This window comes from Rhizobium sp. BK379 (genome assembly GCF_014193955.1).
Classification (GTDB): domain Bacteria; phylum Pseudomonadota; class Alphaproteobacteria; order Rhizobiales; family Rhizobiaceae; genus Rhizobium.
This window is the reverse complement of the sequence record NZ_JACIAD010000009.1, coordinates 190,473-211,619: the sequence shown is the minus strand read 5'-3', so window position 1 is coordinate 211,619 and position 21,147 is coordinate 190,473. Positions and strand designations below refer to the sequence as shown.

22 protein-coding genes are annotated in these 21,147 nt (G+C 60.0%); 6 read left to right on the top strand and 16 right to left on the bottom strand.

Features of this window, described 5'->3' with window-relative positions; all coding sequences use genetic code 11:
• Nucleotides 1–2 precede the first annotated feature (2 nt).
• Complete coding sequence (gene gmk, locus FHT93_RS31095; protein ID WP_112544714.1) at nt 3–665, top strand: guanylate kinase; 663 nt, start codon at nt 3–5, stop codon at nt 663–665.
• A gap of 58 nt (nt 666–723) precedes the next feature.
• Here the strand turns inward: gmk and rsmA are convergent, their stop codons facing one another.
• From rsmA to FHT93_RS31060, 7 genes are all read right to left on the bottom strand, one after another.
• A complete protein-coding gene (rsmA, locus tag FHT93_RS31090) occupies nt 724–1,551 on the bottom strand; it encodes a 16S rRNA (adenine(1518)-N(6)/adenine(1519)-N(6))-dimethyltransferase RsmA (RefSeq protein ID WP_113146164.1) in 828 nt (275 codons plus the stop codon).
• Entirely contained in the window at nt 1,551–2,579 is a 1,029-nt protein-coding gene (gene pdxA, locus FHT93_RS31085) for a 4-hydroxythreonine-4-phosphate dehydrogenase PdxA (protein ID WP_183851042.1), read from the bottom strand. Before pdxA ends, rsmA begins: the two co-directional genes overlap by 1 nt.
• Before the next feature lie 6 nt (nt 2,580–2,585).
• Nucleotides 2,586–3,527 (bottom strand): peptidylprolyl isomerase, encoded by a 942-nt coding sequence (locus tag FHT93_RS31080; protein WP_113013945.1) that lies wholly within the window; start codon nt 3,525–3,527, stop codon nt 2,586–2,588.
• Nucleotides 3,528–3,716: 189 nt separating this feature from the next.
• Nucleotides 3,717–6,071: an LPS-assembly protein LptD gene (locus tag FHT93_RS31075; RefSeq protein WP_113013946.1), complete on the bottom strand. Its 2,355-nt coding sequence runs from the start codon at nt 6,069–6,071 to the stop codon at nt 3,717–3,719.
• Entirely contained in the window at nt 6,071–7,159 is a 1,089-nt protein-coding gene (gene lptG, locus FHT93_RS31070) for an LPS export ABC transporter permease LptG (protein WP_029616523.1), read from the bottom strand. The genes FHT93_RS31075 and lptG overlap by 1 nt, the downstream gene beginning before the upstream one ends.
• On the bottom strand, nt 7,156–8,337 hold the full coding sequence (locus tag FHT93_RS31065) for an LptF/LptG family permease (RefSeq protein WP_029616522.1): 1,182 nt from the start codon (nt 8,335–8,337) through the stop codon (nt 7,156–7,158). Before FHT93_RS31065 ends, lptG begins: the two co-directional genes overlap by 4 nt.
• A 99-nt stretch (nt 8,338–8,436) precedes the next feature.
• Entirely contained in the window at nt 8,437–9,210 is a 774-nt protein-coding gene (locus FHT93_RS31060; RefSeq protein ID WP_183851041.1) for a phosphatase PAP2 family protein, read from the bottom strand.
• A gap of 140 nt (nt 9,211–9,350) precedes the next feature.
• On the opposite strand from FHT93_RS31060, the gene FHT93_RS31055 reads away from it, so the two are divergent.
• Together FHT93_RS31055 and FHT93_RS31050 are read left to right on the top strand one after the other, a co-directional pair.
• Nucleotides 9,351–10,844, top strand: coding sequence for a leucyl aminopeptidase (locus FHT93_RS31055; RefSeq protein ID WP_183851039.1), 1,494 nt, complete (start codon nt 9,351–9,353; stop codon nt 10,842–10,844).
• Nucleotides 10,841–11,290 (top strand): DNA polymerase III subunit chi, encoded by a 450-nt coding sequence (locus tag FHT93_RS31050; protein WP_018115531.1) that lies wholly within the window; start codon nt 10,841–10,843, stop codon nt 11,288–11,290. The genes FHT93_RS31055 and FHT93_RS31050 overlap by 4 nt, the downstream gene beginning before the upstream one ends.
• Before the next feature lie 9 nt (nt 11,291–11,299).
• On the opposite strand, the gene FHT93_RS31045 is transcribed toward FHT93_RS31050, so the two are convergent.
• The 4 genes from FHT93_RS31045 to FHT93_RS31030 all read right to left on the bottom strand — a co-directional run bounded on the left by FHT93_RS31045 (nt 11,300) and on the right by FHT93_RS31030 (nt 16,208).
• Nucleotides 11,300–11,851, bottom strand: a complete 552-nt coding sequence (locus FHT93_RS31045; protein ID WP_112968000.1) for a GrpB family protein — start codon at nt 11,849–11,851, stop codon at nt 11,300–11,302.
• 76 nt (nt 11,852–11,927) lie between these two features.
• A complete protein-coding gene (locus FHT93_RS31040; RefSeq protein WP_183851037.1) occupies nt 11,928–12,854 on the bottom strand; it encodes a Gfo/Idh/MocA family oxidoreductase in 927 nt (308 codons plus the stop codon).
• 324 nt (nt 12,855–13,178) lie between these two features.
• Nucleotides 13,179–15,065, bottom strand: a complete 1,887-nt coding sequence (locus tag FHT93_RS31035; protein ID WP_113114988.1) for an ABC-F family ATP-binding cassette domain-containing protein — start codon at nt 15,063–15,065, stop codon at nt 13,179–13,181.
• 93 nt (nt 15,066–15,158) lie between these two features.
• The gene (locus FHT93_RS31030) at nt 15,159–16,208 is read right to left on the bottom strand and encodes a GGDEF domain-containing protein (RefSeq protein ID WP_113212530.1); all 1,050 of its coding nucleotides are present in this window, start codon (nt 16,206–16,208) and stop codon (nt 15,159–15,161) included.
• Nucleotides 16,209–16,472: 264 nt separating this feature from the next.
• On the opposite strand from FHT93_RS31030, the gene FHT93_RS31025 reads away from it, so the two are divergent.
• Together FHT93_RS31025 and ndk are read left to right on the top strand one after the other, a co-directional pair.
• Entirely contained in the window at nt 16,473–17,162 is a 690-nt protein-coding gene (locus FHT93_RS31025) for a glutathione S-transferase family protein (RefSeq protein ID WP_183851035.1), read from the top strand.
• 82 nt (nt 17,163–17,244) lie between these two features.
• On the top strand, nt 17,245–17,667 hold the full coding sequence (gene ndk / locus FHT93_RS31020) for a nucleoside-diphosphate kinase (protein WP_018115524.1): 423 nt from the start codon (nt 17,245–17,247) through the stop codon (nt 17,665–17,667).
• Nucleotides 17,668–17,739: 72 nt separating this feature from the next.
• Here the strand turns inward: ndk and FHT93_RS31015 are convergent, their stop codons facing one another.
• Nucleotides 17,740–18,246: a hypothetical protein gene (locus FHT93_RS31015; RefSeq protein WP_183851033.1), complete on the bottom strand. Its 507-nt coding sequence runs from the start codon at nt 18,244–18,246 to the stop codon at nt 17,740–17,742.
• Nucleotides 18,243–18,791 carry a CGNR zinc finger domain-containing protein gene (locus tag FHT93_RS31010; protein ID WP_112544700.1) on the bottom strand — a complete coding sequence of 183 codons (549 nt, stop codon included), beginning with the start codon at nt 18,789–18,791 and terminating at the stop codon, nt 18,243–18,245. Before FHT93_RS31010 ends, FHT93_RS31015 begins: the two co-directional genes overlap by 4 nt.
• Nucleotides 18,792–18,857: 66 nt before the next feature.
• Here FHT93_RS31010 and FHT93_RS31005 point away from each other — a divergent pair, with 66 nt between their 5' ends.
• Nucleotides 18,858–19,754, top strand: a complete 897-nt coding sequence (locus FHT93_RS31005) for a branched-chain amino acid ABC transporter permease (protein WP_113013955.1) — start codon at nt 18,858–18,860, stop codon at nt 19,752–19,754.
• Here FHT93_RS31005 and FHT93_RS31000 read toward each other — a convergent pair whose 3' ends face one another.
• From FHT93_RS31000 to pgsA, 3 genes are read right to left on the bottom strand one after another with little or no spacing between them, the layout of a single operon-like run.
• The gene (locus FHT93_RS31000; RefSeq protein ID WP_183851031.1) at nt 19,755–20,216 is read right to left on the bottom strand and encodes a molybdenum cofactor biosynthesis protein MoaE; all 462 of its coding nucleotides are present in this window, start codon (nt 20,214–20,216) and stop codon (nt 19,755–19,757) included.
• 33 nt (nt 20,217–20,249) lie between these two features.
• Nucleotides 20,250–20,504: a molybdopterin converting factor subunit 1 gene (moaD, locus tag FHT93_RS30995; protein ID WP_112544697.1), complete on the bottom strand. Its 255-nt coding sequence runs from the start codon at nt 20,502–20,504 to the stop codon at nt 20,250–20,252.
• A complete protein-coding gene (gene pgsA, locus FHT93_RS30990) occupies nt 20,501–21,091 on the bottom strand; it encodes a CDP-diacylglycerol--glycerol-3-phosphate 3-phosphatidyltransferase (RefSeq protein ID WP_112544696.1) in 591 nt (196 codons plus the stop codon). Before pgsA ends, moaD begins: the two co-directional genes overlap by 4 nt.
• Between the last annotated feature and the right edge of the window lie 56 nt (nt 21,092–21,147).

Sequence of the window (21,147 nt, the reverse complement as noted above, 5' to 3'; positions counted from 1 at the left end):
ACATGAGCCCGGCGAAAATCTCGTCCATCCAGATCGCCCGTCGAGGTCTGATGCTGGTGATCTCGTCGCCCTCGGGTGCCGGTAAATCCACCATCGCGCGGACGCTTTTGGAAACGGACAAGCAGATCGGCCTTTCCGTCAGCGTCACGACACGTCAGCGCCGGCCCAGCGAAGTGGAAGGCATCCACTATCATTTCAAGACCGTTCGGGAATTCGAGCGACTGCGCGATTCCGATTCTCTGCTCGAATGGGCCGAGGTTCACGGCAATTTCTACGGCACGCCTCGCGAGCCGGTGGAACAGGCCATGTCCGAAGGCCGCGACATGCTGTTCGATATCGACTGGCAGGGCGCTCAGCAGCTGCAGCAGAAGATGCAGGCCGACGTGGTCTCGATCTTCGTGCTGCCGCCGACCATGACCGAGCTGCAGTCGCGCCTGCATCGCCGCGCCGAGGATTCCGAGGAGGTCATCCAGACGCGCCTGGCAAATTCCCGTGCCGAGATCGCCCACTGGCGTGAATACGATTACGTCATCATCAATGATGACCTGAACGCTGCATTCGATGCCGTGCAGTCAATCGTCAAGGCCGAGCGCCTGCGCCGCGACCGCCGTCATGGCATGTTCGACTTCGTCCGCGAGTTGCTAGAGGAAACGCCGGTTCTCTAAGGCCATTCCAGTAAAACTGCGCAGCGGTTTCGCGTCGGGAATTGCGTGAAAACAAGCTCTAAAGGCTGTTCGCCAGCCGGCAGAATTCTTCCACTGATAGCGTCTCCGCCCGCCTGGCCGGATCGATACCGGCTTTGACAAGCAGGCTTTCGCCGCCGATGGGCTTCAGGCTCTGGCGCAGCATCTTGCGGCGCTGGCCGAAGGCTGCCTGCGTTACCTTTTCCAGATTGGTAACGGAACAGGGGATCGGGTTCTCGTTGGGTGTCAGGTGCACGACTGTCGAGGTGACCTTCGGCGGCGGCGTGAAAGCCTGTGGCGGAATATCGAATGCCATGCGGGAGTTTGTTCGCCATCCCGCGAGCACGCCGAGGCGGCCATAGTGATCGTCGTCCTCGGAGGCGACGATCCGCTCGCCGACTTCTTTCTGGAACATCAGTGTCAGCGATTGCCAGAAGGGTGGCCATGCCTTCGGCAGCAGCCAGTTCACCAGAAGCTGGGTGCCGACATTATAGGGCAGGTTGGCTATGATCTTGACGGGACCTTCCGGCGCCAGTGCCTCGAAATCGGTCTTCAGCGCATCGCCTTCGATGACCTCCAGCCGCCCGGGATAATGATCGGCGATTTCGGCCAGCGCCGGCAGGCAGCGCGCATCGCGCTCGACCGCGATGACCTTCTTCGCGCCAAGCGCGAGGATCGCCCGCGTCAACCCGCCAGGTCCAGGCCCGACTTCAAAGACGGTCGCATCTTCAAGCATGCCGGCCGTTCGGGCGACCTTCTGCGTCAGGTTGAGATCGAGCAGGAAGTTCTGCCCGAGCGCCTTGCGCGCGTCGAGGCCGTGGCGCTGGATAACCTCGCGAAGCGGCGGCAGACCGTCGAGTGCAGCCATTAACGATGGCTTTCCGCGGTACGGCCGAGCTGCGCGCCGAGCTTGAGCGCGGCAACAAGGCTCGCCTCGCGCGCCAGCCCCTTGCCAGCAATCCCGAAGGCGGTGCCGTGGTCGGGGGAGGTGCGTACGAAAGGAAGGCCGAGTGTCACATTGACGGAATCGTCGAAGCCGAGCGCCTTGGCGGGAATTAGCGCCTGATCGTGGTACATGCAGACGGCAACGTCATAACGTGCGCGCGCTTCGTCATGGAACATCGTATCGGCGGGGAGAGGGCCGATAGCATCGATGCCCTCATCGCGCAGGATCTGCACTGCCGGATGAATGATGGTCTCATCCTCCTTGCCGATGGCGCCGCCTTCGCCCGCATGCGGATTGAGTCCAGCGATGGCGAGGCGCGGAGAAGTGATCCCGAACCGCTGCTTCAGATCCTTATCTGCGATCCGGCAGCTTTCGACGATCAGGCCGAGAGTCAACGCCTGCGGCACATCCTTGAGCGGAATGTGGATGGTAACAGGAATGGCGCGCAGTTTCGGCCCCGCAAGCATCATGACAGGCGTGATCGACTGACCGGTTGCACGCATGGCAAGGTCGGCAAGGAATTCCGTATGGCCCGGAAATTTGAATCCTGCTTCGTAGAGCACCGACTTGGCGATCGGATTGGTGATGACCGCAAGCGCCTCGCCCTGCATGACGAGTGCCACTGCCGTCTCGATCGAGGCGATCGTCCCTTTCGCCGTCGCGACATGCGGCTCTCCTGCCGCAACATCGACGCCTGCCGGCATAGGCAGGACCGGCAGCGCTTCCGCAAACAGAGCAAGACTTTCCGCGGCGTTGCCGATGCTGCGCAGGGGAATATCAAGGCCGAGTTGTCGTGCCCGCACGGCAAGGACATCGGAATCACCGATCAGAAAGAATGGCGGCAACCCGAGCTCGCGTCTGCGAAGCCAGGCCATGAGGGTGACATCAGGCCCCACGCCGGCGGGGTCGCCCTGCGTCAACGCAAGCGGTCGCGAAAATGGTGTCGCCATGGAAAATCAGCGATAGATGATCTGCGCGTGCTTGCGCAGTTCATCCAGATATTTGGTGCTGTTTTCATTTTCCGGCGCGGCAGACTTGTCCGACTTGGCCTTGTCGAGGTCTTCCTGACGGAACACCATTTCTGCGGCCTGGTCGTCCGAAACCTGGCGCTGGCTGCAGATTGCCAGATATTCCACGCCCTTTTCGGTCACGCGCGTTGCCGTCGTGTTGCCCTTGGTCTGTGCGACGAGGTCCTTCCACTCCGCCGGAATTTCCGGAGCCAGCATGCGGCCGAGATCGCGGACCGAAACGTCCCGCATGGTCGCAGCGAAAGTCTTGGCCTGATCGCAGCCCGGATATTTGGAACGCGATGCCTCAGCCTCGCCCTTGCGCTTGGCCGTAATCGCATTTCGCTTGGCTGGCGGGACCACGAAGATGACCTGCTGCAGCATGTATTCCGTCGTCACCGGCTTCTGCTTGTTGTTCTGCATCAGGCGGTTGACGAGATCGTAATTCGAGATACGTGCGCTGGAGCCGTAGCGGGCATTGACGATACGCGGCCAGCTCATCTGTACGGCAATGAAGTTCTTGAAGTGATCGACCCCGACGCCGGCACGGTCGAGGATCTGCCCCATCTGCTCGACGGAAAGCTTGTTGCTGGCAGCGAAACGAGCGAAGGAGGCGTTGACGTCGTCCTGCGAGACGGACATGCGCACGCGAGAGATTTCCTGCCGCTTCAGCGCCTCGTCGACAAGCTGTTCTTCCGCAGCCTTGGCATCGGGTTTCAAGCGCTGCAGGCGCATGAAGGCCTGTCGCTTTGCGACATCGCCGCTGGTAATGGCGGTACCGTTTACCACCGCCTTGACTTCGCTGGCGGCGAAGACAGGGCCGCTGAAGGCAGCAAGCATGAAGGCTGCGCCTGCAATAAGCATGGTTACGGTTTTCTTTGCGTCAATCATCTGTTGACCTCCCGATAGCGCCGCACGATCCAGCGCGCGGCGTTCTTACCATATACACTGAGACGACCGGAAATCGCTTCTCTTGCTCCGCGACACCCTATGCCTCACATAACGATTGGTCGCAATGTCCTGCACAGGCTTACGGCGAAAGAATGGCCCGGCCGGAGATTTCCGGCCGTCCACGTGTCGTCAGAGGTTATTCGCAGCGTCACCCGTGCCCAGGCGGATATCGCCGAGCGTGCGGAACGTCAGGCGTGCGGCGATCGTCCAGTCGCTTGCTGTCTGATCCGTCGTATCTCGCCTATCGACATAGGCGATGGTGAAGATGGTGCACTCGTCCTGATAGGAGATGCCGAGCGTACGCCTTACAACGACGTCGTTATTCAGATCCCAGGCGATGCCGCCGAAGATCGACCAGTAATCCTTGAACTTGATCCTGCTGTTCGCCTGGATCTCATCTTGGTCTTGAGCAAAGCCGTACGCCGGCTGCGCTGTCACGTGCGTATAGGTCACTTGGCCCGAGAAGGTATCGTTCTGATAGACCGTTGTCAGGTCGCCACGGTTGAAAGAAAAATCCTTCTCGTCCAGCCGGTAGGATGCTGCCACGGAGAGGCCGAAGGGCATCTCGATGCCGCCCAGTCCGACGTAATCGGAACGATCGGTCTCCAGGCCGGATTCGGCGCCGACATTCACGAGGTCGTCGGTCGCAAACGAATTCTGACCAGCGAGTTGATAAGACTGTCCGAAAATGCCGTGCAGCTTGTAGCCGCTGTCGAAAGTTCCGGTGTACTGGAAGCCGACATTTGCGCGCGTGCCGCCCTCGATACGGTCGTAGCCGGAGAACCTGTCGCGATCAAAAAGATTGGTCGCATCGAAGACGAAGCTCTGCGCGTCTTCATTCGGCAACCGGCCGGCGAGAGGTTCATCCGGTCGTGCGTAGATCTGGGCAATCGGCTCCAGAACATGTGTGCTGTTACTGGACGTGAACAGGATCGGGTAGCGCATTTCCAGCCCAGCCGTCACCATTCCGCGGGTTGCTGCATTATCGTTGAGATAATTGCCAGCATAGGGAACGCCGTTGGCATCGACTGGGCTGTCCATGTTGAGTGCGAAAGCATCGCCACGTGCAGCGAGCAATGGCGTAATAACCAGCCCGGTAGGTGTTACGTAGGTGCGCTTCCACTGCAGTTCCGTGCTCAAGCGGGTCGTCTGACCTTCGAGGCCACGGAAGCGGTCGAAACCGGCGACATTGTAGAAGTCGTCGTGAGTGCGCGAAATATTGGTCAGATTGACATCGGCGGAAAGTTCACCGCCAGCAACCGGCTTCGGCGCGACATAGTGATAATCAAGCGTCGGATAGACGATCGCCTGCTGTTTTTCCGCGGTGTTGTTGCGGTCGGCATCCTGCACGTCGAAATAGAAGGCGCGCAGGTCGAAGTAATTCCGCTTGCCGAGTCCCGTCAGATAGACGGTGTTGGCATGCGGCGTGTAATCATACCCGTCAATCTTGTAGGTGCGCGAGAAATTGTTGTCGCTCTGCACCATAACATCCCAGCCGAAGCTCCAGCGGGGATTGATCCTGAAATCGCCTTTCGACGCGACCATGCCGCGCTGTTTGGCTTCGGCATCGCTTGTACCTTCGCTGAAATTGCTTGGGTTCATCTGATCGATGCCGGCAACGTGCATCGTCACCGTGCCATTTTCAAAGCGGCGGCGATATTCGCCCTCGAGCATCAAGCCCTGGGAGGTGTACCCGGTGCCCGTGACGGTGAAATCCGAACTCGGCGAGATGACGTAGTAATAGGGAACAGAAAGACCGTAGCCGAGATTCTGCGAAACGCTCATCGACGGGAACAGGAAACCCGATTTGCGCTTCACCGTATTATCGGGGACTTCGATCCACGGCAGATAGGCGAGCGAACGACCAAGCAGCTGGAAGCGCGCGTGCTCAAGCCGGATCGTGTGTTTCTCACTGTTCTGGATAACGCGTTCGGCCTTGACCTGCCAGAAAGGGGCACGCTCGGGCTTTTCGGCGCAGGGCAAGCACGCCGTATAGACGCCTTTGTTGAGAATCATCTGCGTACCGCCGACGCGCTGGCCGGTTTCGGCAACGAGGCGGGTATTGTCGCTTGTCTCGATTCGCAGCGCATTCATGAAGCCGTCTGCGAAATTGTCGGTCACATCGAGGTGGTCGGCATAGATTCGGTTGCCGTCCGGCGTCACCATCTCGATGTTGCCGGTGGCCATCATGCGGCCGGTCTTCTGGTTATAGTCGACCTTCTGGGCGACCAGCTTGTAGCCGCCGTAGTTGATCTGCACGCCGCCGATCACGGAGACGAGTTCCTGGTCCTTATTATAGACCAGCTCGTTCGCAGACAGCATCAGCTTCGCGTCCGGCGAGATATTCTGGCCGATCGCAGGCATGCCGGTATTGTTCTCCTGGCCGTAGGCCAGTGGAGCATTTTCGAAATAGGAACACAGAGTCGCACCTAAGAGCAGGGCAACCAACTGTTTACTAAAATTCTTGCGGTCGCCTACCGCCACTAGCCATCCTCCTGATGAAGCAGAATCGTTGCGCCTAAAGCGAGCGCTACGATCACTGGTATCCAAGTCGCCACAAACGGCGGCACGACACCGCTGCTTCCAAATGCTTTTACAAGCACGGTGACGACATAAAGCATGAAGCCTGAAAGGATTCCACCCAGAATCACAGAGCGTGACTGGTTGAACCGGCTAAATTTCAGGGACACTGTTGCAGCAATGAGAGTCATGGCCACCAAGAGCAGTGGCTGCGACAGCAACGAGTTGAATTGAGTCTCGAGCGCCTTCGTAGAGATTCCGAAGGATTTTGCAGCAGCGATACGGTTGGAAAGGTCAAAAAAACCAATTGTTTCCGGCGCTGTCAGCCGCTCCTTGATGAAGTCTTGCTTCAGATTGGTACGAAGCTGTTCCGAAGCCTTACGCACCGGGATTTCCCCAGGCTTGCGTTCGACAACGTTGTTAAGCTGCCAGTAACCATCTTCCAATTTGGCGGATGCGGCGTCCTGCCTCAGAATGACCTGACCCGTGGAATCGAAGTGGACAAGCACGGCGTCCATGAGCAGCGTGCCGTTCTCCAGCACGGTCTTGGCGCCGATGATGACATCGTCCCGGCCGCTGATCTGGCGCAGCCAGGGAACCTGGAGCGCCCGGATCATGGCATTGTCCTGGCCGCGCCATGCCGTTTCGAATTGTGTTGCCTGCCTCTGGCCCCAGGCGGCGAGCGGATTGAGCGCCACCACCGTCAGCACGCCCAGAATCAGGGATCCGGCGATAAAGGGCAGCATGAATTGCCAGACCGAAATGCCGGCCGCACGTGTGACGACGAGTTCATATTTCCGGTTTAGGCCGATCAGCACGGTGATGCCGACGAACAGCGCCACGAAGGGAATGGTCTGTTGCAGGATTAATGGCAGGCGGACGGCGGTGAGCAGCACAGCACCACCCAGCGTGTAGCCGGGGAAATTGGAGATGCGGCTTGCCGTCTCGCTGAAGTCGAGCAGAAAGGTGATGGCGCTCATGCCGATCAGGAACCACATCGTGGTCACCACGTACCGGCGGAAGAAATACCGCGACAATGTCCCGAATATCATTGCGAAGCGCCTCCGCCGGTCCGGCTTGTCGCGGTAAGCATCTGCTTCTGCGCGCGCTTCCAGAGTGTCGAGGTACGATTTCTGACGGCAAGCGGCATGGCGAGCCGCTTGTGCATGTTCAGGAAAATAATCGAAACCAGGCTCGTCACGATCGGGATCGCATAGAGGATCGGGATATAGATCGCGCTCTTGTCGATCTGGTTGGCAACGTAAAATGCCGCCCAACGCAACGCGAATGCGAGTCCCAGTGCGCCGATCATCGGATGCATTCGCGCTTCGCGATGTGATCGCGCATCCCCGGCTATGACAAGCGAGAAAAGCGCGAAAACAAAGGGAAGCATCCAGTCGGTCAGGCGCCGATGCAGTTCGGCGGCATAGCTGCCGGGCTTGGCGATATAATCGGGGTCCTTCGGATCGGGATTGAGCAGGAAGCCGAGATCGCGGTCGCTCGCGCGAAGCGTCGCCTGTCCGTTATTTTCCGTCATGTCCGAAAGATCGAAGGAATAGGAATCGAACTTGATGACGGAGACGTTTCCATCGGCCGTTTTGCGATGGACTTCGCCATCATGCATGATCAGCGACGTGCCGACATCATCCACGGCGCCTTCGCGTGCATAGTAGATGAGCTCATAATTCGGGTCGCGCTCGTCTGCGACGAAGAGGCCCTTGAGCGTACGGCCGGCAAGCCGCTGCGAGATCTGCACGTAGAGGCCTTCGTCGATCTTGCGGAAGGTCTTTTCCTCAATCACCGATGACAGAAGATCGGCATAGGTGGCGGCGATCATCTGCCGCACGACCGTCTTCGCACGCGGCTCGACGACATTGTCGACGAAGAACGAGAAAACGCTGATGAGGAGCGCGAGCAGCAGGATCGGCCGCGCCAGGATGCTGCGCCGGGCGCCGGCGGCATCGATCACGGTCAGTTCGGAATCGTTGTTCATCGTCGTCAGCGTCTGGGTAATGCCGATGACGAGCGCGAAGGGCAGCACGACGGGAATGATGGACGGCAGGATCAGTGTCGCAAGCGTGGCGAAGGAACCGATCGACTGGCCGCTGTCGGTCACGAGGTTTATGCGCTGCAGGACCTGGGTGGTCCAGATGATCGCGAGCACCGGGAGAAGAGCCACGAGAAACATCTGGCCGACACGCCGTAATATATATGTCTCGAGTAGTTTCATGCTCGCCCTTGAACGCGCCTGCAGGTCGATATGATCAGCAGGAGATTCCCTCTACGCTGTTTGTCTCGGTTTTGCGACAAGTCAGTGTCAAAAATTCATTCAAATTTCAGAATTTTTTTGTTGCCGTGGCGACTCAGCAATTGCCATCAGCGCCGCGAATATGACGACCGAAGACAGCCATCCCAGCACGACGTCGGATAGATAATGTGCGCCGAAGGAGAGCCGCATCGCGGGGGTCAGGATGGAAACCGCAGCAACAGGGGCCACAAGCGCATAGCGCACCGACTTCGGAACGAAGATCAGCAGACAGAACAGCCAGCCCGCGCTCGCGGCCTCTCCGGATATGAACGAGCAGTTCGAAACGCATTTGCCGGCCAATGAACCGGCTTCGGCGAAATGCAGCGTACCGCCGAAAAAATCGGTCTGCACCGGCCGCGGCCGACCCCAATGTTCCTTGAGGATCACATTAACGAGAAGAACGGGACCGATCAGCAGCGTGCCGAGAGCCACCTTCAGATCGCGGGCGCGCGGCGCATTGAACGTCGCGCCATGCTGTTGATAACACTCCGCCAGTTTCCACAGCATCACCGCGGTCACGACATAGGGAACATAGAAGAACAGCGTGCGCAGCAGGCCGAGGATCGCTTCGCTCCGATAGGGGAAGGAACCGCAGATCTCGGTGGCCGGGGCGGACGCGCTACACGCCACCTGCACGAAAAAAAGCTGGGAAAAATAAATATCGATCCCGGGAAAGGCGCGGAACAGGGCCAATAGCAGCCACCAGACCCAGAAAAGCAGGATAAAGACCCCGAATGCCGTTTTCGGCAGGCGGATTGCCGGACCCCGCCATCGATTTTTCGAAAAAACTGTCAACGCAAACATCTACGAAAATGACGAAAACCTTTTGGCCTGGCGGCCGCGCGGAACATAACAACTGTCGCCGGCCATTGACAGACCCGTCAAACGCGAAATTATCCCCTGGCACGGATTTCATGAATCCCATCGGAGAAGACATGTCTGCAAAATTCGAAATTTCATTCTCAAAATCGGCAAAACTCGGCGGCGGCCTCGCGATTCTTCTGAAGACATCAGAGGCAGATACGGCGGCTGGGGCCGATATTGCCGATCCGGCGGGAGTGATCGCCAAGGCGTCGAAGATTGCACGCTTCTCGGCAAAGTCGCTGACTGCCCTCGACGTTGTGGCGCCGGAAGGCGCGCCTGTCGACCGTATCGTCGTACTGGGCCTCGGCAAGCCTGCAGACCTCACCGTCCACGACTGGCTGAAAGCCGGTGGCAGCGCTGCATCGCGGATCAAGAATACCGAGAAGGTGACGATCTTCATCGATGCGCCGGGTGCAGAGGTCAGCGCCAAGGCCGCGGCCGATTTCGCTCTCGGCATGCTGTTGCGCGCCTACAGTTTCGATATCTACAAGACGAAGAAGAATGACGACGAAGAGAAGCAGGCGAAGTCGGTCAAAGTGACGATCGTCACGACCGATGCGGCTGCCGCCAAGAAAGCCTTCGCCGATGCCGAATCGGTCGCGGATGGCGTGAACCTCGCCCGCGACCTGGTCAACGAACCGCCGAATGTGCTCGGTCCGGTGGAGTTTGCCGCCAAGGCCAAGGAGCTGGAGAAGCTGGGCGTTGAGGTGGAAATTCTCACCGAGCGCGAAATGCGTCGTCTCGGCATGGGGGCGCTGCTGGGCGTTGCCCAGGGTTCCGTCCGTCCGCCGCGCCTCGCGGTCATGCAGTGGAAGGGCAGTAAGGGCAAGGATCGGCCGATCGCCTTCATCGGCAAGGGCGTCGTCTTCGATACCGGCGGCATCTCGATCAAGCCGGCCGCCAACATGGAAGACATGAAGGGCGATATGGGTGGTGCGGCCGCGGTCACCGGCCTCATGCACACGCTCGCCGCCCGCAAGGCGCCGGTCAATGCCGTCGGCATTATCGGTCTTGTGGAAAACATGCCCGATGGCAACGCCCAGCGTCCGGGCGATATCGTCACTTCCATGTCGGGCCAGACGATCGAGATCATCAACACCGATGCGGAAGGCCGCCTCGTGCTCTGCGATGCGCTCTGGTACTGCAACGACCGCTTCAAGCCGCAGTTCATGATCAATCTTGCAACGCTGACAGGCGCGATCATGGTCGCGCTCGGCAATAGCCATGCCGGTCTCTTCTCGAATGACGATCCCCTGTCGGCGCAACTGACGACCGCCGGCCTCGTGACGAACGAGAAGCTGTGGCGCATGCCGCTCGGCAAGGAATATGACAAGATGATCGACAGCAAGTTCGCCGACATGAAGAATACCGGCGGCCGCCTTGCCGGCTCCATCACCGCCGCGCATTTCCTCAAGCGCTTCGTACAGGATACGCCCTGGGCGCATCTTGATATCGCCGGCACGGCGATGGGATCGGTACAGGACGAGATCAACCAGTCCTGGGGTTCGGGTTTCGGCGTACGCCTGCTTGATGAACTGGTCCGCTCGAACTACGAAACACGATGACGGAAATCCTCTTCTATCACCTCACCGAATCGAAGCTGGAAGACGCGCTTCCACCGCTGCTCGACAAGAGTGTCGAGCGCGGCTGGCGGGTCGCCGTCCAGATGAAGGAGACTGCGCGGCGTGATGCGCTGGATCAGCATCTGTGGACCTATCGGGAGGACAGTTTCCTGCCGCATGGCACCGACGGAGGAGATTTCGCCGCGGATCAGCCCGTTCTCCTGACCGTCTCGGCTGACAATCCGAATGCCGCCACCGTCCGCTTCATCGTCGACGGTGCAGAACCGCCGCCCGCTGCGGATTATGAGCGGATCGTCTTCATGTTCGACGGTTACGATCAGGAGCAGCTCGAGGGCGCGCGCGCCCAGTGGAAGAAGCTGAAAGGCGAGGGGCACAACCTGACCTATTGGCAGCAGACGCCAGAGGGACGGTGGGAGAAGAAGGCCTGACGCCGGTCGTCAGGCGAGTCCCGCTTCCGCCAGGATCTTGTCGATGAAATCCTTCTTGGCACCGGTGTAGGCAGCGCGGCTTTCGGCGAATTTCTGCGCCAAGCCGATCTTCAGTTCTTCATAGGCAAGCGCGAGAGCGGGATCGTTTCGCAGCCTGTCGCGGAAGAAGATGTCCCGCCGCCAGTTGAAGCCCTGATATTCCACGACATGGGCGAGATGCGTGCGCGTCTCGCCCGTAATGCCGCGGCCGAAGAGATGGTCGTCGGCCACGATGTCTGCACCGGCATAGTCATAGCCGATCGCTTCCATCGGCTTGACGCAGTCAAGTCCATCATCGAGACGGCGGACGCCGATCAGTATGTCGATGATCGGCTTTGCCTTGATGCCGGGGATGGCGGTGCTGCCGAAATGCTGGATGTCGAGTGCCAGGGGACCCAGCGCCTCGCGGATTCTGAGTTCTTCCAGCAGATAGGCTTCCCGCCACCTCGCATTGGCGTCGGCAAGCCTGACCGTCAGATGCCGGACGCCCAAACCAAACGATTCATCCTGCTCCTGCTGCATGGAACGGCCCCTCACGCCTCGCTGCTGCTATTGTACCATTCTGCCGGCGCAATAGCATCTGCCCGTAGAGGGACGATCAGTCGTGGAACGCCTCGACGAATTTGCGCTTGCCGAGCATGAAGGCGTCGGCGACATGGCGCAGGGGCGCCAGATCGACATCCGACTTGCCGGCCTTGATGAGTTCGGCAAAGCGGCGATAAAGCGACGGATATTCGGCCTCCGGGGCCGAGAACTTCAGCTCGCCGCCAACTGAGAGCTTCGAGCCGCCTTCCGAAAGAACCATCTGGCCTGCCGCCGTTTCGGCGATGATGTCCCAGCTCTGCTTGCCGGTCTGGCGCCAGTCGAATTCGACGTGGACCGGAACGTAGTCGACATTGCGGAAATGCAGATCGGCCGCGATCGGCGAGTCGCGATTCTCAGGGAATTCCAGCGTGCCTCCGCTGAGGAACATCGCCTTCGGCAGGATATGCGTGACGATCGACAGTGCATTGATGCCGGGATCGAAAACGCCGAGGCCGCCGGCCTGCCAGATCCATTCCTGGTTCGGGTGCCAATGGCGCACGTCTTCCTTCCAGATGACGTGCATGCTCTTCATCTCGGTCGAGGCGAGGAACGATTTGGCGGCTTCGACGGCGGCTGCATAGCGCGAATGCCAGCTCGCAAACAGTGTCGCACCCTGCTTGTTCGCGAGGTCTTCCAGGTCTTCCACTTCGCTCAGTGTCGCGCCCGGCGGCTTTTCCAGAAAAACGTGTTTACCGGCGGCGAGCGCCTTGTAAGCGGCTTCATAGCGATACTGCGGCGGCATGCAGAGTGAAACGGCATCGATCGACGGTTCAGCCGCCAGCATATCGTCGATCGAGGTATAGGCGGTGACGCCGTCGACCGTGCCATGGCGGCTCGCCGTCGCCACCAGCTTGAAGTCGGCATTGGCGGCGATGGAGGGGAGGTGCTGGTCGCGGACGATCTTGCCGACGCCGACGATGGCGAGGTTGATGGCTGACATTGTAAAGCTCGCGTTCGGTGTTTCGCTAAAAGTATGACTTATTGCGCGCCGTTTTATCAGAAAGCGGTTCGCGGGCAAGCCTGGTCTTTAACAACAGACGACGCGATTTTTGGGGAATTGTCCAGCCCTTGACGGGAGCGACGGTTCTTGTGTCGCAGCCGGGTATCTCGAGACATTTATGGACTTTCGAGGTTCAAAACCTCATCCGAGCGCGCCTGGTCCTTCCCTTAAAAGGACGGCCGTGACGCAGACTCCGCAGCTAGGCCCACTCTGGAAGGCAGCCAGGAAAGAGCGCTGGCGGCCAGTGAAATCCCCGGCAGTGCCTCAGCTCGCCATGGCTCCTTCATATTCAGCGGAGAGCTCCAGCCATTGCTCTTCGGCAGCAGCAAGCTTGGCGGCTGCTTCGCCCCGCTGCTTGGCCTTGTCGGCTGCCTTGGCGGGCGCCTTTTCATAGAGCGCTGGATCCGCAAGTTCCGCATCAAGTGCCTGAATCAGTTTCTCCAGCTTGCCCGTCAAGGATTCGATTTCATTGATCTTTTTCTTGAGAGGGGCGAGCGAGGCGCGCTTGTCGGCATTCAGCTTGCGCTGATCGGCCTTCGATGCCTGGTCTTCAGACTGCTTCTGCTTTTCGTCGTCTTTTTTTTTGCCGGAAGCGACGATCAGGTCGCGATATTCATCCATATCGCCTTCGAAGCTTGTTACCGTACCATTGTTGACCAGCCACAGGCGATCGACCGTCGCTTCGATCAGGTGCCGGTCGTGCGAAATCAGGATGACGGCACCGTCATAATCGTTCAGCGCCTCGATCAGCGCGCGGCGGCTGTCGATGTCGAGATGGTTCGTTGGCTCGTCAAGGATCAAGAGGTTCGGTGCATGAAAGGCGGCAAGCCCCATCAACAGGCGTGCCTTTTCGCCACCCGAGAGGTCTTTGGCGGCGGTCGCCATCTTTTCGGTTGCAAGCCCCATCTGTGCCACGCGGGAACGCACCTTGGCCTCCGGCTCGGTCGGCATCAGCCGGCGCACATGCTCGACGGGCGTCTCATTCGGTACGAGATCGTCGAGCTGATGCTGCGCGAAGAAACCGATCTTTAGGCTAGGTGCCAGGCGCAGATCGCCGCTTTCGGGAGCCAGCCGCCCCGAAATGAATTTCGCGAAGGTCGATTTGCCGTTGCCGTTCGAGCCGAGCAGCGCGATGCGGTCGTCATTGTCGATGCGTAGATTGAGCCCCTTGAGGATCGGCTTGCCTGGCTCGTAGCCGACGGCGCCGCCGCTGATTGCGACGATCGGCGAGGCTGGCTGTTTTTCCGGCTCCGGGAAGCTGATCGGCTGAACGTGATCCTCGATCACCGACGCAACCGTGCCCATGCGCTCCAGCGCCTTGACGCGCGATTGGGCCTGCTTGGCTTTGGAGGCTTTGGCCTTGAAGCGGTCGATGAAGCTCTGCAGATGCTTGCGCGCCGCATCGTTCTTCGCCTTGGCCTTCATCTGCAGTTCGTCGGCTTCCGCTTTCTGCCGCTCGAACTGGTCGTAATTGCCGCGATAGAAGGTGAGCTTCTTCTGATCGAGATGAACGATCGAATTGACCGCGTTGTTGAGCAGATCGCGATCGTGGCTGATGATGATGACCGTGTGCGGATAGCGGCGGATATAATCCTCCAGCCACATCGTGCCTTCGAGGTCTAGGTAGTTGGTCGGCTCGTCGAGTAGCAGCAGGTCCGGCTCGGTAAAGAGCACGGAGGCGAGCGCCACGCGCATGCGCCAACCGCCCGAGAAGGAGGATGCGGGCCGGGCCTGCGCTTCCTGATCGAAGCCGAGGCCCGAGAGGATGCTGGCGGCGCGCGCTTCCGCCGAATGGGCGTCGATATCGACGAGGCGCATCTGGATTTCGGCGATGCGATGCGGATCGGTTGCGGTTTCCGCCTCGGCCAGCAGCGCAGCGCGCTCTTTGTCTGCGGAAAGCACGATCGTGATCAGCGAATCCTCGGTGCCCGGCGCTTCCTGCTTCACCTGACCCATGCGCGCATTCTTGGGGATCGATATTGTCCCGCTCTCGGCTCCCAGATCACCGGTTATGACGCGGAAGAGGGTGGATTTGCCGGCGCCGTTACGCCCCACGAGCCCGGCCTTCGTGCCTGATGGCAGCGAGACGCTGGCATGGTCGAGGAGCAAACGGCCGGCGATGCGGGCGGAAATGTCTGAAATCGTGATCATGCGCGCGGTTTTGGCCGAAAGCCGGCGCCAAGGCAAGATGGATCAGCGGCGTGTTTGCCACTGTTTGCCATCAATGGCGCCTGGTCGAACGCCTTACCGGCCGAAGGCCTGCACCGGCTGACGCGGATTGGACTGGGCGGCGAGCAGCGCCACGCGGGCGTTGGCTTGAAGCTGGCCGGGCGTTGCGGCATCGCCGCTCAGCGCCACGCCGACCGAAATCGTCAAACCGCTCGCATCTGAAGTGTCCGACGCCGCGAAGACAAGATTGTCTTCGACCGAACTGCGCAGCCGTTCGGCGATAGCCAGCGCATCCTGCATGCCGACATTGGCAAAGAGGAAGGCGAATTCGTCAGCCTCCAGGCGCGCAATGAAATCGTTCTTTTTCACCGTTTTGCGGAAGAGGCCGGCAAGCTTTTTCAGAAGCTTGTTGCCGGTCTGCATGCCGTAACGGGCGGTAAGCTCCTTGAAATCGTCGATGTCGATCATGATCAGCGCGCTGCCGGCCGCACCCTCTTCCTGACCATAGAGGTCGTCGAGTGCGCGATTGAGGCCGATACGGTTCGGAAGGCCGGTGATCTTGTCGGTGACAGTTGCCGCCTGCACGGCCGAAATGCCGCGCTCGAGCGCCGTCAGCCGTTCAATGTCCTCTTCCAGCTTCGTGCCGATCGCGCGCTCCGCGGCAAGCACGGCTGAAAGCGAGGCGGCGAGATACTCGACCTCGGCCATGAAGTCGGCAAGGCTCTGGTGCTCCTGCTGGCCCGAGACGGATTTGAGGATGGTCTCGCAGGCGCGTGCGAAGGCCTGGTGATGCAGGCGCCCCTCGGCCAGCCGCTCGGCCGTTTCCTTCAGCATGCGGCTCGCCTCGTTGCGCGAGCGGTCGCCCGCCAGCCCGTAATGGCCGACGAGCCGGTAGCGCAGGCCGAGTTCGTCCAGTGCCTCCTGCTGCGGGTGTGAACCGAGGGCTGCGATATCCTGCGCCAGCCCGGCATTCAGGCCGACAAGCGCTTCGTGGAACAATTCGTAATTGCGCGGCAGCCCCGCCACGTTGAGCCGCATCATGTGCTGAGCGACCTTCTGTATATCGGCAGCCGGCGTCGGCCGGGCAGCCTCACGCGCATTCAATGCATTTGCGGCAGTCGGCATGACGATCCCCTCATTGCCATCGGTTCGCTTGGGCCACCGGCTCATCTGCTTCCGCTATGAGGGCAAGCTTTTAAGAGACATTGAATTTTCAAGGTTCGTCGGGAGGGAAGCAGAAAAACCGGTTAATGCACCCTTGCTGCGTCCCGATCGGGAATGGCCCTGTCCGTATCAGCAGCGGCCGTGATGGCGCCATGAAAATTCCTGATTTGATCGCGCCGGCTTTCTGGCGTGGAATGAACCCGCTGCGATATTGAAAGGACTGATATGACCAGAGTTCTTTATTCCCTGTGCGGCGCCGACGAGCGTCATTTCTTCTCGCCGCATTGCTGGAAGGCGGTGATGGCGCTTGCCCACAAGGGCCTCGATTTCGAGGAAGTGCCGACGACCTACAGCCGCATTGCTGGTATCGGCGGCGGCTTTTCCAAGACCGTGCCGGTTCTGGACGATAACGGCCGGCTGATATCAGACAGTTTCGATATCGCCCTTTACCTGGAAGAGGCCTATCCGGACCGTCCGTCGCTATTTGGTGGCGAGGGCGGCAAGGCCCTGTCGCGTTTGGTCGAGGGTTATTCGCAGATGATCATCCATCCGGCGATCATGCGGATCGCGCTCCTCGATATTCATTCCATTCTCGATGAGGGCGACAAGGCCTATTTCCGCGCCAGCCGCGAAAGCCGTCTCGGCAAGCCGCTGGAGGATTTCGCAGCCGGTCGTGACGCCGAGAGGGAGGCCTTTGCCGCCAAGCTGGAGCCGATGCGACATGTGCTGCGCTTCCAGCCGTTCATCGGCGGCGAGAGTCCGCTCTTTGCCGACTATATCGTCTTCGGCGCGCTGCAATGGCTGCGCATCGCCGCCGGCCTTGCCATGCTGGCCCCGGATGACCCCGTTATGGCATGGTTCGAGCGCTGCCTCGATCTTCACGAAAGCCGGGGCCGGACTGTGACAGCGGCGTGAAATTGCCATAGACCCCTTGTTTTCAGGCGGTGAGGCGGGTAAAGACCGCCCACTTTTCCCTTACGAGTATGAGGACCTGATAATGGCGATTGAACGCACCTTCTCGATGATCAAGCCGGACGCAACGAAGCGCAACCTGACGGGCGCTATCACCAAGATGCTCGAAGATGCCGGCCTGCGCGTCGTCGCCTCCAAGCGCGTCTGGATGAGCAAGCGCGAAGCTGAAGGCTTCTACGCTGTTCACAAGGAACGTCCGTTCTTCGGCGAACTCGTCGACGGCATGACCTCCGGCCCGACCATCGTTCAGGTTCTGGAAGGCGAAGGCGCCATCCTGAAGAACCGCGAAATCATGGGCGCAACCAACCCGGCAAACGCTGCCGAAGGCACGATCCGCAAGGTTCACGCTCTCTCGATCGGCGAAAACTCGGTCCACGGTTCGGACGCTCCGGAAACCGCAGCCCAGGAAATCAAGTACTGGTTTTCCGACACCGAGATCGTCGGCTGATTCAGCTACGGAGCATTCCTCGGGAATGCATTGAATTGACTAAGAAAAGCCGGGTTCGTCCCGGCTTTTTTGTTAAGCCGGACACTTGTCCGTATTCGAAAAATCCGTCGTTCCGTCCGGTTTGAAGACCTCCGGGTTCCTCTCGTAGCCGGCCCCGACCACCAGCGGCTTGCTCGGCAGCACCGTCTGGTCGAGATCGGATTTGAACTGCGCCTTCAACTCCTGCAGAAGCTTGCCATCCTTGTCGACCAGCTTGACGGTCACCGAATAGGGCCGGTCCTTGACCACGCAGTGCAGGTTTTCGCTCTGGACCGAAATCTTGTCGTCCATTGGGAAGACCTTCTGGTTCAACACAAGCGGCGTGCCCCCTTGAGGGTTCTCGAATTCGGCAACGATGGTCGAGCCGTCGGGAATGGGCGCCGTCTTCTTCATTGTCAGCAGATAGGTGGCGCTGGCGTTTCGATAGTTGAACACGAACAGATGACCCGTCACTTCCAGCATGGTCTCGGCCTGACGCTGGCAGGCGGCAAGCATGATCCCCGCTGCTGCAAGTGTCGTGATGACTAAACGCCGCTTCATGGCGTCTCCTCCTTCTTTTTCCTCCGGTAATGCCTGATCGCCTTGGCGCGGTTGCCGCAGACGGCCATATCGCACCAGGCCCGGCTTTTATTCTTGCTGCGGTCGATGAACAGCCAGCCGCAATTGCCGCAGATCTTCATCCGCTCCGGATCTGGCATGGCGATCAGCCGCAAGACCGAATGGGCCATTGCCGTATCAAGCCCCTTTTCCGATGCCCCGCGCAGCGTGCGCGCCAAAGTTTCCAGCAATTCGGCGAGCAGCCGGTCGTCGTTCCCCTCGAGCACGCGCTGTCGGAAGTAGCGGTCCGTCGCTTCGCGCAGCTCGATGAAGTTCGCTCTATTCTGCGCTCGAACGGGCGCTATGTCGCCGAAAAGTACCCGTTCGGCGCAGAACGCTCGCGCTGCCGCTGGGAAGCGCTCCATCTGCCCTTCGGCCTCGAAGCGGTCGATGCTGCGCGCCGTATCGTGACGCAAGATGACGCTGTTGGCGACATCGAGCGCCAATGCGCCGCCGGAAAAACGGTGAGGGGTCCAGGAGAAGCTCATGAGAAAAATATAACTGGTAAAACACATTTTGCCAGTTATTATTTTAAGGCGATCTGGAGTGTCGGAATGGCCTATCTTCTGCAGCAACTGGCGAATGCGGTGCCGCTCGCAGCGCTCTACGCCACGCTTGCCTTCGGCTATTCGATCGCCTTTGGGGTCACCAAGCGCGCCGACATCACCTATGGTGCGATAATCGCCTTTGCCGGTCAGATGCTGCTGCTCTTCACGGACATGGCCTATAATCGCCTCTGGCTGGTGCTGCCGGCGGCGATCGCGGTCGGCGTCTGTGCCTCGCTGGTCTACTCAGTGGGGGCTGGGGTGTGGATCGGCCGTTTCGTCATGCAGCCGCTCGTCAGCAAATCGCCGAACACGGTCATCGTCGCAGCGCTCGGAATGATGATCGTGCTGATGGAGACGGCGCGCCTTGCCGCCAATACCCGCGCCATCTGGCTTCCGCCGCTCCTGAACGACAACGTGACCTTCTGGAGCGACGGCACCTTCAAGGTCACGCTCACCTATATCCAGCTTCTTGATACGGCCTTGATGTGCGCAATCATTGCGATCGGGGCGGTAATCCTGAAGCGCACCGCCTGGGGCCGCCTGTGGCGCGCCGTCATAGATGATCCGCTTGCCGCCGAACTCTGCGGTACCAGCGCCAGCCGTGTCTTCCTTGTGTCCTATGGGGCCGCGGCGCTCGTCGCCACCTGCTGCGGCATCCTTGCGACCTTCTATTACGGATCGATGGATTTCGGCGCCGGGCTGATGTTCGGCCTCAAGGTGTTGCTGATCGCTGCCGTCGGTGGCTATTCCGATCCGTTGCGCTCGGCGGGCGGCGCGGCCGGCCTCGCACTCGTCGAGACGCTCTGGGGCGCCTACGGTTCCTTCATCTGGCGCGATCTCGCCATATTCTCGCTCTTGGTATTCCTGCTGGTGTTGAGCCGCCGCGAGCGCGTCGTGCTCTGACTATTTCCAGCGATCGCGCGCGGTGTTGTCGGCATCTTTCGCCGCGATCCAGTCGCCGGTGCCGCCGTCCTTGCCGTGTTCTTTCTTCCAGAAAGGGGCGGAGGTCTTCAGGAAATCCATGACGAAGTTCGCGCCGTCGAAGGCCGCCTGCCGATGCGGCGCCGCTGCGACGACCAGCACGATATTCTCGCCGGCCGCAATCTTTCCGAAGCGATGGATGGCGGTCAGGCCGTTGAGCCCGAAACGCTCGATGGCGAGCTCGCCGATACGGCTCATCTCCGCTTCGGCCATGCCGGGATAATGTTCGAGTTCCAGCGCCGAGAGCGTGCCGCCTTCATCGCGGCAAAGACCGGAGAAGGTTACGACCGCGCCGATGCCGGGCTTGCCTTTGGAAAGCCGGTCGACTTCCGCCTGCAGATCAAAATCCTCGCGCTGGACGCGAATGGTTGGCGTGATGCTCACAGGAGACTCCTCAGCCCGAAGAACCGTCGTTCCTCAGCCGCCCGTCATCGGTGGGAAAATGCCGATTTCTTTTGCCCCCGTTATCGGCTCGTCATGCTCCACATGTTCCTGGTCGATCGCGACCCGGATGACATCAGGATATTGAAGGGCCATCTCATATTCCTCGCCCAGGCCCTTCAAATGATTCAGAAGATCGGCAACGCTGACGACGGAGGAGGGGAGGTCGATCTCCTCCTCACCCTTGCCGATGCGTTCGCGCACCCAGGCGAAATAGACAAGCCGTGTCATTCTTCGTCATCCACCACATGTTTCAGGCCGGCACGGAAATAATCGTAGCCGGTATAGATCGTCAGAAGTGCTGCGATCCAGAGGAGCGCGATCCCCGTCCAGGTCGTGTAGGGGAAAATGGTATCGCCCGCCGGGCCCGCGAGCAGGAAGGCGATGGCGACGAGCTGCAGCGTCGTCTTCCACTTGGCAATGCGCGTCACAGGGACGCTGACCTTCAGCGCGGCCAGATATTCGCGCAGGCCCGAAACCAGGATCTCGCGGCAGAGAATGATGATCGCGGCCCAAAGCGACCAGCCGGCGATCGTGCCGTCGGCGGCAACCAGAAGCAGGATCGCGGAAACCAGCAGTTTGTCGGCAATCGGGTCCAGCATGCGGCCGATATTCGAGGTCTGGTTCCAGATTCGCGCGAGATAGCCGTCGAGGAAATCGGTGATCGAGGCGATGACGAAAATCCAGAGCGCCACCCAGCGCGCGGTATCGCTGCTGCTGAGCCGTCCCTCGATGAAGAAGCAGACGACGATCAGCGGCACCGCCAGGATGCGGCCGTAGGTCAGGAGATTGGGGATATTATACGCACGCGATGCCATGAAGCGGTTCTCTTTGATATTGCGGCGGTAGATGACGGCTTTGCCCTTCGACCGTC

Coding starts and splice junctions, on each gene's coding strand:
- gmk (WP_112544714.1), top strand. CDS start 3: ATGAGCCCGGCGAAAATCTCGTCCATCCAGATCGCCCGTCGAGGTCTG.
- rsmA (WP_113146164.1), bottom strand. CDS start 1,551: ATGGCTGCACTCGACGGTCTGCCGCCGCTTCGCGAGGTTATCCAGCGC.
- pdxA (WP_183851042.1), bottom strand. CDS start 2,579: ATGGCGACACCATTTTCGCGACCGCTTGCGTTGACGCAGGGCGACCCC.
- FHT93_RS31080 (WP_113013945.1), bottom strand. CDS start 3,527: ATGATTGACGCAAAGAAAACCGTAACCATGCTTATTGCAGGCGCAGCC.
- lptG (WP_029616523.1), bottom strand. CDS start 7,159: ATGATATTCGGGACATTGTCGCGGTATTTCTTCCGCCGGTACGTGGTG.
- FHT93_RS31065 (WP_029616522.1), bottom strand. CDS start 8,337: ATGAAACTACTCGAGACATATATATTACGGCGTGTCGGCCAGATGTTT.
- FHT93_RS31055 (WP_183851039.1), top strand. CDS start 9,351: ATGTCTGCAAAATTCGAAATTTCATTCTCAAAATCGGCAAAACTCGGC.
- FHT93_RS31050 (WP_018115531.1), top strand. CDS start 10,841: ATGACGGAAATCCTCTTCTATCACCTCACCGAATCGAAGCTGGAAGAC.
- FHT93_RS31045 (WP_112968000.1), bottom strand. CDS start 11,851: ATGCAGCAGGAGCAGGATGAATCGTTTGGTTTGGGCGTCCGGCATCTG.
- FHT93_RS31040 (WP_183851037.1), bottom strand. CDS start 12,854: ATGTCAGCCATCAACCTCGCCATCGTCGGCGTCGGCAAGATCGTCCGC.
- FHT93_RS31035 (WP_113114988.1), bottom strand. CDS start 15,065: ATGATCACGATTTCAGACATTTCCGCCCGCATCGCCGGCCGTTTGCTC.
- FHT93_RS31030 (WP_113212530.1), bottom strand. CDS start 16,208: ATGCCGACTGCCGCAAATGCATTGAATGCGCGTGAGGCTGCCCGGCCG.
- FHT93_RS31025 (WP_183851035.1), top strand. CDS start 16,473: ATGACCAGAGTTCTTTATTCCCTGTGCGGCGCCGACGAGCGTCATTTC.
- ndk (WP_018115524.1), top strand. CDS start 17,245: ATGGCGATTGAACGCACCTTCTCGATGATCAAGCCGGACGCAACGAAG.
- FHT93_RS31015 (WP_183851033.1), bottom strand. CDS start 18,246: ATGAAGCGGCGTTTAGTCATCACGACACTTGCAGCAGCGGGGATCATG.
- FHT93_RS31010 (WP_112544700.1), bottom strand. CDS start 18,791: ATGAGCTTCTCCTGGACCCCTCACCGTTTTTCCGGCGGCGCATTGGCG.
- FHT93_RS31005 (WP_113013955.1), top strand. CDS start 18,858: ATGGCCTATCTTCTGCAGCAACTGGCGAATGCGGTGCCGCTCGCAGCG.
- moaD (WP_112544697.1), bottom strand. CDS start 20,504: ATGACACGGCTTGTCTATTTCGCCTGGGTGCGCGAACGCATCGGCAAG.
- pgsA (WP_112544696.1), bottom strand. CDS start 21,091: ATGGCATCGCGTGCGTATAATATCCCCAATCTCCTGACCTACGGCCGC.